Annotated in this window: 8 protein-coding genes; 3 read left to right on the forward strand and 5 right to left on the reverse strand. The window is 68.1% G+C overall.

The window, feature by feature from the left end; translation table 11 throughout:
- Positions 1-129: 129 nt before the first annotated feature.
- From LO787_RS12280 to LO787_RS12290, 3 genes are all read right to left on the reverse strand, one after another.
- Positions 130-4,863, reverse strand: coding sequence for an NAD-glutamate dehydrogenase domain-containing protein (locus LO787_RS12280; RefSeq protein WP_232496114.1), 4,734 nt, complete (start codon positions 4,861-4,863; stop codon positions 130-132).
- A 184-nt stretch (positions 4,864-5,047) separates the two neighbouring features.
- Positions 5,048-5,962 (reverse strand): ROK family protein, encoded by a 915-nt coding sequence (locus LO787_RS12285; RefSeq protein WP_232496115.1) that lies wholly within the window; start codon positions 5,960-5,962, stop codon positions 5,048-5,050.
- A gap of 7 nt (positions 5,963-5,969) precedes the next feature.
- Entirely contained in the window at positions 5,970-7,121 is a 1,152-nt protein-coding gene (locus tag LO787_RS12290) for a glycoside hydrolase family 68 protein (RefSeq protein ID WP_232496116.1), read from the reverse strand.
- A 172-nt stretch (positions 7,122-7,293) separates the two neighbouring features.
- Here LO787_RS12290 and LO787_RS12295 point away from each other — a divergent pair, with 172 nt between their 5' ends.
- Together LO787_RS12295 and LO787_RS12300 are read left to right on the forward strand one after the other, a co-directional pair.
- Entirely contained in the window at positions 7,294-8,622 is a 1,329-nt protein-coding gene (locus LO787_RS12295) for an MFS transporter (protein WP_232496117.1), read from the forward strand.
- 59 nt (positions 8,623-8,681) lie between these two features.
- Entirely contained in the window at positions 8,682-9,743 is a 1,062-nt protein-coding gene (locus tag LO787_RS12300) for a LacI family DNA-binding transcriptional regulator (RefSeq protein WP_420847802.1), read from the forward strand.
- A gap of 8 nt (positions 9,744-9,751) precedes the next feature.
- Here the strand turns inward: LO787_RS12300 and LO787_RS12305 are convergent, their stop codons facing one another.
- A complete protein-coding gene (locus LO787_RS12305) occupies positions 9,752-10,936 on the reverse strand; it encodes a BaiN/RdsA family NAD(P)/FAD-dependent oxidoreductase (protein WP_232496119.1) in 1,185 nt (394 codons plus the stop codon).
- A 2-nt stretch (positions 10,937-10,938) separates the two neighbouring features.
- The gene (locus LO787_RS12310; protein ID WP_232496120.1) at positions 10,939-12,561 is read right to left on the reverse strand and encodes an NAD(P)/FAD-dependent oxidoreductase; all 1,623 of its coding nucleotides are present in this window, start codon (positions 12,559-12,561) and stop codon (positions 10,939-10,941) included.
- A gap of 408 nt (positions 12,562-12,969) precedes the next feature.
- On the opposite strand from LO787_RS12310, the gene LO787_RS12315 reads away from it, so the two are divergent.
- Positions 12,970-14,706, forward strand: coding sequence for a ShlB/FhaC/HecB family hemolysin secretion/activation protein (locus tag LO787_RS12315; RefSeq protein WP_232496121.1), 1,737 nt, complete (start codon positions 12,970-12,972; stop codon positions 14,704-14,706).
- Position 14,707: the final 1 nt, after the last annotated feature.

A 14,707-nucleotide genomic window follows, 5' to 3' on the forward strand; every position in this document is an offset into this window, starting at 1 on the left:
CCCATCCCAACCTGGCCGTCTCACGGCGAGCAAGGTGAATCGGCGATAGACCTGATGGGCCCCTGCCTGCGCAGGGGCGTCGGGGTGGTTGATGGGGCAGTTTCCAACCCCATCAACCCGAACCCATCCTTACCGCGCCAGCAAATTCCGCGCCTGGCTGGCGATCTGCGCCAGCATCGCAGGCGTGATCGTGACGGTCTTCTCCGCGCGGTGGACGATGGCGCGGAAGGCGTCGATGGCGCTCTTGTGCTGGCGGCCCCATTCCTCGGTCGCCGCGAGCGGGTCGCTCTTGCCGGCCTTGGTGCGGGAAAGGCCGCGCAGGAAGTCGAGGCGCATCTGCTGGAAATCGCGCGCAAGGCCCGCGACCAGCAGGCGCTCCCACGGATCGGACGGGCTCATCATCGCCGCCGTGCCCTGCGCCCAGTCGAGGCCCAGCCCTGCGCCCACGCGCGTGAACGCGGTGACGAGGCGGCGCGGGGCGATGCCCGTCTCCGCCGCGAGCGAGGCGATGCCCACCGCGCCGTCGAGGTCGAACAGGTGCGCGACCTCGATCGCGATGTCCTCCGGCGCGCCGAGGTCGGTGAGGCCGCTGCGCAGCTTGCGCGAATGCGCGGCGGTGCGCTCGCCCAGCAGTTCGGCGGTGTCGGTGGAAAGCGCCGCGATGCCCTTGCCGAGCCGCGCGACCAGTTCGGACGGCGCGATCTGGCCCGCGCCCGCGCGCAGCAGGTCCGCCATGTGCCCACGCACCGCGAGCGCGACCGTCTCGAACATGGCCACGCGTGCGGTCTCGGCCATGGGCGCGGCTTCCAGCCGGTCCCACAGCGCTTCCAGCCCGAACAGCCGGTCGGCGAGCGCGAAGGCGGCCGCCACCTGCGACAGGTGCGCGCCTTCCTCTTCCGCCAGCTCGAACGGCGTCACTATGCCGAGGCGGTTGACGATGCGGTTGGCGAGCTTAGTCGCGATGATCTCGCGCGCGAGGCGGTGGCCCTTGATGAACTTGCCGAACTTGTCCTGCATCGGCTGCGGGAAGGCCGAGAGCAGCAGGTCGGTAAGCCCCGGATCGGCGGGCAGCTCGCTGTCCTCGATCGCGCCCTGAAGCTGCAGCTTGCCGCTGGAGAGCAGCACAGCCAGTTCGGGCCGGGTCAACCCGCGCCCGTCCTGCGCACGGCGGCTGAGCACGTCGTTGTCGGCGAGCCCTTCCGTGCGACGGTCGAGGTGGCCGCTCTCCTCCATCGTCTCGATGAGACGGATATGCGAGGGGATGACCTGCGCCCCGCCGCGCTCGGCGATGGAGAGCGCGAGGGCCTGGAGGCGGTTGTCCTCCAGCACCAGCGCGGCGACCTCGTCGGTCATCGCGCGCAGCAGTTCGACGCGCTTCTTCTCGGGCAGCTTGCCCGCGCGCTTGGCGGCGGCCAGCGCGATCTTGATGTTGACCTCGTTGTCCGAGCAGTCGACGCCCGCCGAGTTGTCGATGAAGTCTGCGTTGATGCGCCCGCCGCGTGATGCGAACTCAATGCGGCCCGCCTGCGTGACGCCAAGGTTCGCGCCCTCGCCGATCACCTTCACGCGCAGTTCGTTGCCACTGACGCGCAGGCCGTCGTTGGTGGGATCGCCCACCTGCACGTTGTTCTCCGCAGAGGACTTCACGTAAGTGCCGATGCCACCGAACCACAGCAGGTCCACCGGCGCCGACAGGATCGCGGTGATGAGCGAATCCGGGTCGATCTCGGTCGCGGAGATATCCAGCGCCGCGCGCACTTCCTCGCTCAAGGGAATCGCCTTCATGCTGCGCGGGAACACGCCGCCGCCCTTGGAGATCAGCGCCTTGTCGTAGTCGTTCCAGCTGGACACCGGCAGGTCGAACAGGCGCTGGCGCTCCGCCCATGCCTTCGCGGCGTCGGGATCGGGGTCGAGGAAGATGTGGCGGTGGTCGAACGCGGCGACCAGACGGATCGTCTTCGACAGCAGCATGCCGTTGCCGAACACGTCGCCCGACATGTCGCCGCAGCCGACCACGCGGACCGGATCGGCCTGCACGTCCACGCCCATTTCGAGGAAGTGGCGCTGCACCGACAACCACGCGCCCTTGGCGGTGATGCCCATCGCCTTGTGGTCGTAGCCGTTGGAGCCGCCGCTGGCGAAGGCGTCGTCCAGCCAGAAGTCGCGGCGGGCGGCGATGCCGTTAGCGACGTCGGAGAACTTGGCCGTGCCCTTGTCCGCGGCGACGACGAAGTACGGGTCTTCCCCGTCACGCACCACGACGCCCTCGGGATGGACCACGCGGTCGCCCACGATGTTGTCGGTGATCGACAGCAGCGTATCGACGAAGACCTCGTAGCTGCCCTGCCCTTCGGCGGCCCACGCCGCGCGGTCGCGGCTCGGGTCGGGAAGCTGCTTGGGATAGAAGCCGCCCTTGGCGCCGGTCGGCACGATGACCGCGTTCTTGACGCGCTGCGCCTTCATCAGGCCGAGGATTTCGACGCGGAAGTCGTCGCGACGGTCGGACCAGCGCAGGCCGCCGCGCGCGACGGGTCCGGCGCGCAGGTGGATGCCCTCGACCCGGCGCGAATAGACGAAGATCTCACGCCATGGCACCGGCTTGGGCAGGCCGGGGACGAGCGCGGAATCGAACTTGAACGCCAGCGCCGTCTCGCCCGCCGGAGCGAAGGCGTTGGTGCGCAGCATGGCGAGCACGATGTCGCGGTAAGAGCGCAGCAAACGGTCGTCGTTAATCGCGTTGACGCCCGCAAGGCCGGTGCGGATCGCCTCCTCGGCATGGGCACGGGCTTCCTCGCGGTCGCCGTCGAACGCGGGGTCGTGCAGCGCGCGAAACAGCGCGATGATGGCCGTGGTGACGCTGGGCGCGCCCTGCAGCGCATCGACCACGGTCGGGATGCCGAAGTGCGTGCCCGCCTGCCGCAAGTAGCGATACCAGGCACGCAGCCAGTTCGCCTCGCCGCTGTCGAGCCCGAGGCCGGGGACGAGGCGGTTGAAGGCGTCGTTCTCTCCGGTGCCGTTGAGCACCGCCCGAAGCGCGTCCTCGATCGAGGCGGCCTGATCGAGCACCTCGGCAGGCGCGCGACCGTCGAGCGTCTCGACCACGAAGTCGTGGATGACGCCGAGCTTGCCCTTCTCCAGCGCGGTCGGAACTTCGGCGATGACGCGGAAGCCGAAGTTCTCCAGCGCGGGCACGGCGTCGGACAGCGGCAGCCCGCCTTCGGACTGGTAGATCTTGAGGTGGACCCAGGTCGCAGGATCGCCCTCGCGCTTGTGGAAGCGCACGTCGCGATGGGCTGCGGCCTCGCCTTCGGAGCCCTCGCCCACGGCGATGCGGCGCAGCACGGCGATGTCGGTCGCGGCCTCGGTCGGGCCGAAGTCGGTGCGGTAGCCGATCGGGAACGCCTCGGCATAGCGGCCCGCGACGGCGGCGGCGCGGCCCGGCTCCAGCATCGTCGCCAGCGCCGCCTCGACCGCCTCGGTCCAGCCGCGCAGCAGGGTCTGGAGGTTGCGGTCGAGTTCCTCCTCGGAGGGGTGATGCACGCCCTCGCGAATGTCGAGCGTGTAGCGCAGCATGGCGAGGTTGCCTGCCTCAACCTGCATGCTCCAGTCGAGCGTCGGGGCCTGCGCGGCTTCCTCCACCATGGTCTGGATTCGGCGCTGCATCTGCGTGGAAAGCAGGTCGCGAGGCAGCCAGACGAAGGCGAAAAGGTGGCGCATCAGCGGCGAGCGCGTCAGCAGCAGGCGCGGGCGCGGACGGTCGACCAGCGCGGTCATCGTCATCGCCAGGCGCTCCACGTCGGCCTCGCCCAGCCCCAGCACGAGGTCGTGCGGCAGGCTGGTCAGCGCATGGGCCAGCGCCTTGCCGGTGTGGCCCTTGGGATCGAGTTCGAGGCGCTCGGCGAAGGTCGAGAGGTGCTGGCGCAGGCGCGGGACGCGATCAGGCGGCGTGGCGAGCGCGGCGCTCGTCCAGATGCCCGCGTGGACCGACAGGGCCGTGATCTTGCCCTTCTCGATCACCGGAACGAGGAACAGGTCCAGCGGCACGCGGCGGTGAACGGTGGCGATGCGGTTGGCCTTGATAACCAGCGGCGCGCTGGCTGTTCCGGCGGCGATCGCCGCGTCGAACGCCTCGAAAGCGCGGGCATAGCTGGCATCGGACAGCACGTCCTCCTGCCAGCGGCGGCAGACGCCGAGGCGCTGCTTGCGGGTGCCGTCGCGGGTGCGCGTGACGTGCCCCAGTTGCGTGAGCATGCCGCTCGCGAACCAGCGCAGCAGTTCGGCGCCCTCGGCATCGTCGATGCGGTCGGCGTCGGCGCGCATGGCCTCGACCATCAGCGGCCAGTCGGTGACGGCGGCGCGCACGTCGCCCAGCGCGCCCTGCAGCGCGCGCAGCAGTTCGCGGCGCTGGCGGGCATCGCCGCGCGGCGTCTCGATGTAGATCATCGACTCGCGCCCGGTCGCCTCGGCGGGATCGGCGGGGATGTCGAGCAGCTTACCGCTCTCGTCGCGGCGCACCGGAACCACCGGATGCACCAGCCGGTCAATGACGAGGCCCGCCTCTGCCAGCACGGCGGCGGCCGAGTCGACGAGGAAAGGCATGTCGTCGTTGATGAGCGCGATCCGCAGGATGCGGCGCTCTTCGCTGGCAGACGTCAGGTCGATGGCGGGCTCGCCCGGCTCGCGCTCTGCCGCGGTCGCGGCGAGGAAGCGCACGGCTTCGTCGATCCAGGGGCCTTCGGGGTCGTCACCGGGAAGCAGCGCGCCGCGCAGTTCCTCGGCAAGCGCCTTGTGCAAGGCGGCGGGCGAGAGAGCCCCCCGCTTCTTCGAAGCCTTCTTGGGGACGGTGAGTTCGCCTGCGCTCATTGCTTTCTCCGCGATCTTCTGCCTTGCGCTGCGCCTGCTTCTAGAGCGTCAGGACTGCAGCTTTGTGATCATATAGACCCGTCATAACTATCCTGCATCCGTGTAGTGGCAGGATTTTTCGACGGACGGCCGGTGTAACACGATTTCCCGAACGCGCAATATTCGTTCAACAGGAAGAAACGTTTCAGGAGGCCGCCATAGCTAGGGCACCGTGACCTTCGAACGCTTTCGCCGCGAGTACGAGCGATCCCATCGGCCCGGCATCGTCGCCCAGCAGCGGCGGGACAACCATGCCGGCCAGCCGCTCGCGCGTGCAGTCGCGCAGATAACCGCCGAGCAGCGCAGGCATCCGCGCGACCGCCATCGGCAAAAGATGCGGCTGCTTGTTGGCGACGCCGCCGCCCACGACGATGCGCTGGGGCGAGACGGTGAAGACCAGCATCGCCAGCAATTCGGCAAGATCGTGCGCGACCGGCTCCCACATCGGGTTGTCGGGATCGACTCGCGAGGGGTGAGTGCCGAGGCGAGCGGCGAGCGCGGGGCCGCTCAACAGGCCCTCGATGCAGTCGCCGTGGAAGGCACAGGCGCCCTCGAACCGGTCGGCGGCAGCGCGGCGCAGGCGGACGTGGCCGATCTCTGGGTGCAGCAGACCATGCGCGGGCGTGCCGTGTACGAGCACGCCGCCGCCAAGGCCGGTCCCGATGGTTAGGTAGACCATGCTCTCGCACCCCTGCCCTGCGCCGAAGCGATGCTCGGCCAGCGCGGCGCCGTTGACGTCGGTGTCGATGGCGACCGGGCAGCCCAGCGCATCGGCGATCGTCGCGCGCACTTCGGCTCCGGCCCAGCCGATCTTGGGGGTATCGAGCATCGTGCCGTAGTCGGCGGCATCGCGCGAGACGCGGATCGGTCCGAAGCTGGCGATGCCGACCGCGTCGACGGGCTTGTCGTCGCGCCAGCCCTCGATCGCCTCGACCGCGCGGCCCAGCGTTTCGGCAGGTTCGGTGGTCGGGAACTCCAGCCGCTCGTCGATCCGGCCGGGCGCGCCCAGCACGACCACGGTCTTGGTGCCGCCCAGTTCGATGCCTGCGAGCTTGTGCATGAGATCCCTATCCGTCCGTCAGAGTGGCGCTCTCACCCTCCAGACGCAAGTGCAGGAAGGGGGCGAAGGTTCCGCCGAAGTGGGCGCGGCCTGCCGGTTTCCGCTCCGCTTCGACATCATCGATTCCCCAGTAATCCACGAAGCTGGTCACGGAAAGGTCCGGCAGCACCCACCAGCTGTAAGCCTGGAACGGCTCGGCCTCAGGATTGGCAAAGACGAGGCCATGTCCATTGAGCAGGCGCCATGGCCCCTCGATCCGATCCGCGACGGCGCCATAGAGCCCGGTCGGCGCTGAAATGCCCGGCGCGAAAACCTTCGCCTGCGTCGACCAGAACAGGTAGAGCCGCCCTTCATGCGCGACGATGTGCGGACGCTCCAGCTCGTTGTTGACCCCGGACGCGTCGACCAGCGGCGGCAGCTTCTCGAACATGCCGCCCTCGGGATCGTTCGTGCCGCGCCGCGAACAGCCGATCACGCCGTTGTGGACGCCGAGATGCCGCGCCGAGGAGCCGGTGAACAGTAGGTAATCCTCGCCCTGCGCGCCGCGCCACGGAGCCGGGTCGCGGAAGGCCTTGATCTCGCCGAGTTCGCCAGTGCCGTCGTGGCGGCTCATGTAGACGATGTTCGCCGGGATAACCTGCTCGACCGGCTCCGACCAGCCGGTGAAGGCCGGACCGTCACCATCCGCAAGACGCGTGGTCGAGGCGAAGATGCGCTGGTGGAAGGTCTGCCACTCCTCCCCGCGCTCACCGGCGGCGGTGAAGTAGAGCGTGACCAGCCCGTCCTCGTACAATGCCGAGCCCGACCACTCGCGACTGCCGGGCGTGAGCCCCTCCGGGAACGTCGCGCCAAGGTGGACGAACCGCCCGTCGATCCGGTGGAAGTGATGGATGCGCGCCGCCCCGTGCCGGTCCTCCGGGTCATCGAAGGCCGGCGCGGCCAGTGCGAACCACAGTTCTCCGCCCCGCCAGCGCACCGGTATCCCGTCCATGCTGGCAAGCGGCCATGCATCCCACACGTCGAGATCGTTTGCCACCCGCCGCACATCGCAGGGTCCGAACGCACGCGGGCTCGGGATCGGGCCGGCGCTCAGCAGAGCCAGATGCCCGGCCGTCCATTGCAGCGTGGCGAAGTCGGACGGGAGCGGCGGAAGTGTCATGGGCGCAATGACTTACAAACGTTTGCAAAATGCGCAAACGGAAATCTGCTCCATAGTCGCGTTCCGCAGCCGCCGTTTCGGACGAGACTCTCGGGAATACCTTAAGTTATCCAACGGGTTTCCCGCCCACCGCGCTTCGCGTACAAGCGGCACGTCGCCAAGGGAGACGCGGATGACGGTCGGCGGGAAGCCGCGCCTTTCGCTGCTGCGCATCGTCGAGATGAACCTGGGGTTCTTCGGGCTCCAGTTCAGTTTCGGCCTGCAGCAGGCGAACATGGGGCCGATCTACGGCTACCTCGGCGCGAGCGAGGCGCGCATGCCGCTGCTGTGGCTCGCCGGGCCGGTGACGGGGCTGGTGATCCAGCCGTTGATCGGCGCGATGAGCGACCGCACGCTCTCCCGACTCGGTCGCCGCACGCCCTACTTCCTGATCGGCGCGGTGCTCTGCACGCTGAGCCTGCTGGCGATGCCGCATTCCTCGGCGCTGTGGATGGCGGCGGGGCTGCTGTGGATCCTCGACGCGGGCAACAACGTCACCATGGAGCCCTACCGCGCCTACGTCGCCGACCGCCTTGCGCCGGACCAGCGGCCGGTCGGCTTCCTGACGCAGAGCGCCTTCACCGGCCTTGCGCATACGCTGTCCTACCTCGCGCCCTCGATCATGGCGACTTTCGTTGACCGCGACCTGCTGGGGCCAAACGGCATCCCGGTGATCGTGCGCATGGCCTTCGCGATCGGCGCGGTGCTGTCGATCTCAACGATCCTCTATTCCTGCACCCGCGTGCCCGAACTGCCGCTCACTCCGCCAGAGCGCGAGGCCATCGCCGCCAGCCCCCTCACCCTGCAAGCGACCTTGCGCGAAGTGCGCGACGCCATCGCCGAAATGCCGCGCCCGATGCGCCAGCTTGCCCTCGCCATGCTGTGCCAGTGGTACGCGATGATGGTCTACTGGCAGTACATCGCCTTCGCCCTGTCCCGCTCGCTCCACGGCACCAGCGACGTGCGATCCGCGCAGTTCCGGGACGCGGTGCTGACGGCGCAGCAGTTGGGCGCGCTCTACAACACGGTCGCCTTCGTCGCGGCGCTCGCGCTGATCCCGATTGTCCGGCGCATGGGCGCGCGGTCGGTCCATGTCATCTGCCTCGCTGCATCGGGCACGGCGATGCTGGCGATCCCGCAGACCAGCGCGCTTCCCACGCTCGCGCTGATGATGGCGGGGATCGGCCTCGGCTGGGCGGGCATGATGGGAAACACCTATGTGATGCTCGCCGATTCGATCCCGCCCGAGCGCAACGGCGTCTACATGGGCATCTTCAATATGTTCATCGTCATCCCGATGCTGATCGAGAACCTGACGATGCCGCTCATCTACGAGCCCATACTCGACGGTGATGCCCGCAATGCCCTGATACTTGCCGGATTGATGATGCTGGGGGGGGCAATTGCCACCTTTTTCGTCGATGCCGGAGGTCGTCCTCGACCAGAACGGAGCCAAAACTGACAGCTAACTGAACAAGTTACTTCCGACAGGCCGATCCGGGTGCTAAGGGTCTTGCCGATATGGCGGCAGGGACGGATGATAAAGCAGGGGGCACCGGTATTCCGGGCACTCCGGGACCGGATGTTGAGGTGCGCACGCTCGCTGACCTCGCACGCGTGGCGGGGGTGTCGGCGGGCACCGTCTCACGCGCGCTTGCCGGCAAGTCCCTCGTCAACGCGGAAACCCGCGATCGCATCCAGGCTCTAGCCCGCCAGTACGGGTTCCGGCCCAACCAGATGGCCAGCAAGCTGCGTTCGCGCCGCACGGGCGTCATCGGCGTGGTCATTCCGCTAGGGCACGAGAAGCGCCAGCACATCTCCGACCCGTTCTTCCTGACCCTGCTCGGCCATCTGGCGGACCAGCTGACGGAAAGCGGCTACGACCTGATGCTGAGCCGGGCCATCCCGGACGGCACTTCGGACTGGCTGGAGCGGATCACCGGCTCGGGCATGGTCGATGGCGTGCTGCTGATCGGCCAGTCGGACCAGTCGGAGATCATCGATCAGGTCGTCTCGCACTACCGCCCGCTGGTGGCCTGGGGCAATCATCGCGAGGGGCAGCGCCACATCGTCGTCGGCACCGACAACGAACTGGGCGGTCGCCTTGCCGCAGAGCACCTCATCGCCTGCGGAGCGCGCCGCCTCGCCTTCCTCGGCGACACCGCCGGGATCGAGATCGCCATGCGCCTGCGCGGCGCGCGCGCGGCTGCCGAAGCCGCTGGCCTCCAGATCGCGCACATCCCTGTGAACCTCGCCGACGCGGAAATGGGGCCGCAGCTCGAAGCGGCACTGGCCGGGGCAGACTACGACGGCCTCGTCACCGCGTCCGACCTCATCGCGATGTCGACGCTGCATGTCCTGCACGAAGCGGGACGCAAGATTCCGGGCGATATCCAGCTGGTCGGCTTCGACGATCTTCCCCTCGCCCGCCTGACCTCGCCGCCGCTCACCACCGTGCGGCAGGAGATCGCGCAGGGCGCCAAGGTCATGGTCGAGAAGATCAAGGCGTTGATCGAGGGCGAGACGCGGCAGAGCAAGGTCATGCCGCCGACGCTCATCGCGCGCGAAACCACGCGCTCCTAAGCCAAAGCCTAGATCGCCAGCCCTGCCGCGCGGGCGCTCGCCCAGGCCCACTGGAAGTTGTACCCGCCGAGCCAGCCGGTGACGTCCACCGCCTCGCCGATGGCGTAGAGCCCCGGCGCGCGCTTCGCTTCCATGGTCTTGGACGAGAGTTCGGCGGTGTCGATGCCGCCCGCGGTGACTTCCGCCTTGGCGAACCCTTCCGAGCCGTCGGGCAGGAACGGCCAGCGCGCCAGTCGCGCTTCCGCAGCGCCCAGCGCCTTGTCGGTCAGCGCGCCGAGTTCGCCCTCCAGCGCCAGCCGTTCGCACAGCGCCTCGGCCAGTCGGTCGGGCAATCCGTCGCCCAGCGCCTTGCGGAACGAGAGGCGCGGGCGTTCGCGCTTGAGTTCGCGCAGCCAGCCATCGGCGCGGTCGGGCAGGAACTGCGCGGTCACGGTGTCGCCGCGCTTCCAGTAGCTCGAAATCTGGAGGATCGCCGGGCCGGAGAGCCCGCGATGCGTGAACAGCGCCGCCTCGCGGAATGCCGCTTTACCACAACGCGCCACGATCTCGGTGGAGACGCCCGAGAGTTCGCGGAACAGCGCCTCGTCGCCCGGCAGCGTCAGCGGCACCAGCGCGGGGCGCGGCTGGACGATCTTGAGCCCGAACTTGCGCGCCAGATCATAGGCGAACCCGGTCGCGCCCATCTTGGGGATCGACGGCCCGCCGGTAGCGATCACCAGCGCGGGCGCGCTCGCCACCGTATCGCCCCCAGTGTCGCCATATTGGACGCGGTAGAGACCGTCCGCATGGTCGATATCGCCCAGCGCCGCGCCGCAGCGCACGTCGACGGCGCCCTTGGCGCATTCCTCCAGCAGCATCGCCACGATCTGCCGCGCGGAACCGTCACAGAACAGCTGGCCCAACGTCTTTTCATGCCAGGCGATGCCGTAGCTTTCGACAAGTGCGAGGAAATCCGCCGCCGTGTAGCGGCTGAGCGCCGACTTGGCGAAGTGCGGGTTGCTGGACAGGTAACGGTCGGGCGCGGTGTGCACATTGGTGAAGTTGCACCGCCCGCCGCCCGAAATGACGATCTTCTTGCCCGCTTCCGCCGCATGGTCGAGCAGCAGCACCCGCCTGCCGCGCTGCCCTGCGGTGGCGGCGCAGAACAGCCCGGCAGCCCCGGCGCCGAGGACGATGGCGTCGTATTGCGTCATATTTATTCCCTGCCGACCAGTTCCAGCGCCAGCGCCTCGGCCACCCGGATGCCGTCGACGGCGGCGGAGAGGATGCCGCCCGCATAGCCCGCGCCCTCGCCCGCCGGGTAGAGGCCGCGCGTGTTCAGGCTCTGGCAGTCCTTGCCGCGCCCGATGCGCACGGGCGAGGACGACCGCGTCTCGACGCCGGTCATGATGACGTCGGGGTGGTCGTAGCCGGGCACCTGCCGCCCGAACACCGGCAGCGCCTCGCGGATCGCCTCGACCACGAAGTCGGGGAGGCATTCAGCAAGGTCGGTCAGGTGGACGCCGGGCTGGTAGCTGGGGTTCACTTCGCCGAATTCGGTGGACGGGCGACCGGCCATGAAGTCCGAAACCTTCTGGCCCGGCGCCCGGTAGTTCGATCCGCCCGCGACATAGGCCAGCTTCTCGAACTTGCGCTGCAGGTCGATGCCCGCCAGCGGGTGGCCGGGGAAATCGCGCTCCGGGCTGATGTCGACGACGAGGCCGGAGTTGGCGTTGAACTCGGCGCGCGAATACTGGCTCATGCCGTTGGTGACGACGCCGCCCTCCTCGCTCGCCGCCGCGACGACGCGGCCGCCCGGGCACATGCAGAACGAATAGACGGTGCGCCCGTTGGTGGCCTTATGCGACAGCGCATAGGCCGCCGCGCCCAGGATCGGGTTGCCCGCGCAGGCGCCGTAGCGCGCCTTGTCCACCCAACTTTGCGGATGCTCGATGCGCACGCCGATGGCGAAGGGCTTGGCCTCGATGCTGACGCCCCGGTTGAGCAGCACCTCGAAGGTGTCGCGTGCGGAGTGACCGACCGCCATGATGACGTGCTCGGCGGGCAGGAACTCGCCGGTCGACAGGTGCAGACCCTTGAGGCGCCGTTCCCCCGCTTCCTCGACGATCTCGAAGTCGTCGACGCGGGTGCCGAAGCGGTACTCGCCGCCCAGCTGCTCGATCGTCTCGCGCATGGACATGACCATCGTGACGAGGCGGAAGGTGCCGATGTGCGGATGCGCTTCGGTCAGGATGTCTTCGGGTGCGCCCGCCTTCACGAACTCGGTCAGCACCTTACGGCCAAGGTGGCGCGGATCCTTGATGCGGCTGTAAAGCTTGCCGTCGGAGAACGTGCCCGCCCCGCCCTCGCCGAACTGGACGTTGCTTTCCGGGTTCAGCTCGGATCGGCGCCACAGGCCCCAAGTGTCCTTGGTGCGTTCGCGCACGGCCTTGCCACGCTCGACGATGATGGGCTTCAGGCCCATCTGCGCGAGGATCAGCGCCGCCAGCAGCCCGCACGGCCCCGCCCCGATCACCACCGGACGCGGGCCGGACCAGCCCTCGGGCGCGCGGACGGGAAACTTGTAGGCGATGTCCGGGGTCGGGCGGACGTGCTGATCGTCGGCGAAGCGGGCGAGCACCTCGGCCTCGTCCTTCACCGTGACGTCGAGCGCGTAGACCAGCTTGATCGCGTTCTTGCGCCGCGCGTCGTTGCCGCGGCGGAACACGGTCACGCGCTCGAGGTCGGCGGGGGCGATGGCGAGCCGCTGCACCACCGCCGCGTCGAGGTCGGCGGCGGTATGGTCGAGCGGCAATGCAAGATCGGTCAGGCGAAGCATCCGCGCGCCTTTATACGCAGACGCGCCAAAGCGCCATGGCGGCGTGTGCCCGACCGCGCCACAGCACAGATGCAGCGGCGCTGCACATCATGACTGTTGGATAACGCAACTTAACTCTTCGCAGGCAAGTTCGACTGCCATCATTACGCAAAAATGCAGATGCGAATCGTTCATCGGCAAATGTCGAAGAATCGCACGGTATGAGCATCAAATTACCGTACAAAGAACACGACGAAACGCTTTTCATCCCATGATCGAGGTATACGTAAAAATACCATGATGCACTGCAATATAACAGCTTAACTTAGTTGACTCGCCTTCTGATTCTCCGAATAAACCCGGTCGATCAGACGCAATCGCGCCAGAAATGGGCACGGCCGGTTCGTCGAGTCATAGTCAGGGGGAACTATGCAGGGTGGTTGGGGCAAGTCGATCCTGGCGACGGCAGGATTATGCGCGGGCGGCTCTTCGGCAATCGTGGGAGGCAGCACCGGTGCGATGGCGCAGGTGATCCCCACCCGCCCGCAGGTGGAGCAGACCGTTCCCAAGGAAGACCTGCCCACGCAGCCCAAGGTCAACGTCGACAGCCGCAACGCCATCGCGCCCGCACCCTGCGCGCTTGCGGACTCGGACATCCGCGTCAACCTGACCGCGCTGGCGCTCGAACGGCCCGACGGCAGCCCGCTGCCGCAGGAATTGCAGGGTCTCCTGGCCGGTGTCGATGCGGACATGCACGGGGAACAGTCGATCGCCGTCGTCTGCCGCGTGCGCGATCGCATCAACCAGCGACTGAACGATGCAGGCTACGTCGCCCTCGCCCAGATTCCGGCGCAGCAGATCAGTGACGGAACGCTGCGCATCCAGATCGTCACCGCCCGCATCACCGAACTGCGCATCGTCGGCGATCCCGGCCCGTTCCGTGGCCAGCTGGAGAAGGCCGTGGAGCAGATCCGCGCGCTCGATCCGCTCAATCGCCGCGATGCCGAGCGTATCCTGCTGCTCACCGGCGACATTCCCGGCCTCGACGTCAACCTGACGCTGAGTTCCGCCAACGGCGCGCCCGGCGACGTGATCGGCATGCTCGGCGTGACCATCCAGCGCTTCGCCCTCACCGCCAACGTGCAGAACTACGGCTCGCACCAGCTCGGCCGCTGGGTCGGCTCGGTCCGGGCCGAGGCATTCGGGCTTACCGGCATGGCCGACCGCACGTTCGTCGCCTATTCCAACTCGGCGGACTGGGACGAAGTGCGCGTCGTTCAGGCCGGGCACGATTTCGGGCTCACGCAATCGGGACTGCGCCTCGGCCTGCGCGGCAGCCTTGCGACGTCGCGCCCCGACATCGAGAGCCTCGACCTGCGCTCCCGCTCGATCATCGCCGGTATCGACCTCAGCATGCCGGTGGTCCGCGATCTCGACCGCACCGTGCTGGCATCGGGCGGGTTCGAAATCATCAACCAGCGCACGCGATACCATGTAGACGACAAATCGCTGCCGTTCACTTACGACAAGCTGCGCGTCATCTACGCCCGCCTCGAAGGCGACTTTCGTTTCGACAACGGCATCCGCGAATTCCTGCGCGCCCGTGCCTCGCTGGAACTGCGCAAGGGCATCGACGTGCTCGACGCCACGAAGCAGGGCATCGTCTCCGCCAAGGGTGCGCCCAGCCGCCTTTACGGCGACCCGCAGGCCTTCGTCATCAAGGGCGACGTGGACTTCGAGCTCAAGCCTGCCGATGCGATCCAGATCGACTTCGGCGCCTTCGGGCAGTGGACCGACGATCCGCTGCTCAACCTCGAGGAATTCTCGCTCGGCAACTACACGCACGGACGCGGCTACGATCCGGGCTCGAACGGCGGCGACCGCGCCTATGGGTTCACGGTCGAGCCGCGCGTGAAGCTGCCGGTCCCGCGCTTCGGCGTGCAGGCGAGCGCCTTCTACGACTGGGTGCGGCTGGAGAACCTCGACCCCGGCACGCTTATTCCCAAGCGCACGCTGCGTTCGGTGGGCGGCGGGCTGCGGTTCCTGCTGCCCCGCACGCTCGTCCTCGATCTCACTTACGCACACCCGCTCGACAAGGTGCTTCCGACCGACACGAAGAAGCCGTCAGACCGCTTCCTCGTCTCGCTCACCGCCAAGCTGTTCTGAA

It is taken from the genome of Novosphingobium kaempferiae (assembly GCF_021227995.1).
Taxonomy (GTDB): domain Bacteria; phylum Pseudomonadota; class Alphaproteobacteria; order Sphingomonadales; family Sphingomonadaceae; genus Novosphingobium; species Novosphingobium kaempferiae.

Coding starts and splice junctions, on each gene's coding strand:
- LO787_RS12285 (WP_232496115.1), bottom strand. CDS start 5,962: ATGCACAAGCTCGCAGGCATCGAACTGGGCGGCACCAAGACCGTGGTC.
- LO787_RS12315 (WP_232496121.1), top strand. CDS start 12,970: ATGCAGGGTGGTTGGGGCAAGTCGATCCTGGCGACGGCAGGATTATGC.
- LO787_RS12295 (WP_232496117.1), top strand. CDS start 7,294: ATGACGGTCGGCGGGAAGCCGCGCCTTTCGCTGCTGCGCATCGTCGAG.
- LO787_RS12300 (WP_420847802.1), top strand. CDS start 8,682: ATGGCGGCAGGGACGGATGATAAAGCAGGGGGCACCGGTATTCCGGGC.
- LO787_RS12305 (WP_232496119.1), bottom strand. CDS start 10,936: ATGACGCAATACGACGCCATCGTCCTCGGCGCCGGGGCTGCCGGGCTG.
- LO787_RS12310 (WP_232496120.1), bottom strand. CDS start 12,561: ATGCTTCGCCTGACCGATCTTGCATTGCCGCTCGACCATACCGCCGCC.
- LO787_RS12280 (WP_232496114.1), bottom strand. CDS start 4,863: ATGAGCGCAGGCGAACTCACCGTCCCCAAGAAGGCTTCGAAGAAGCGG.
- LO787_RS12290 (WP_232496116.1), bottom strand. CDS start 7,121: ATGACACTTCCGCCGCTCCCGTCCGACTTCGCCACGCTGCAATGGACG.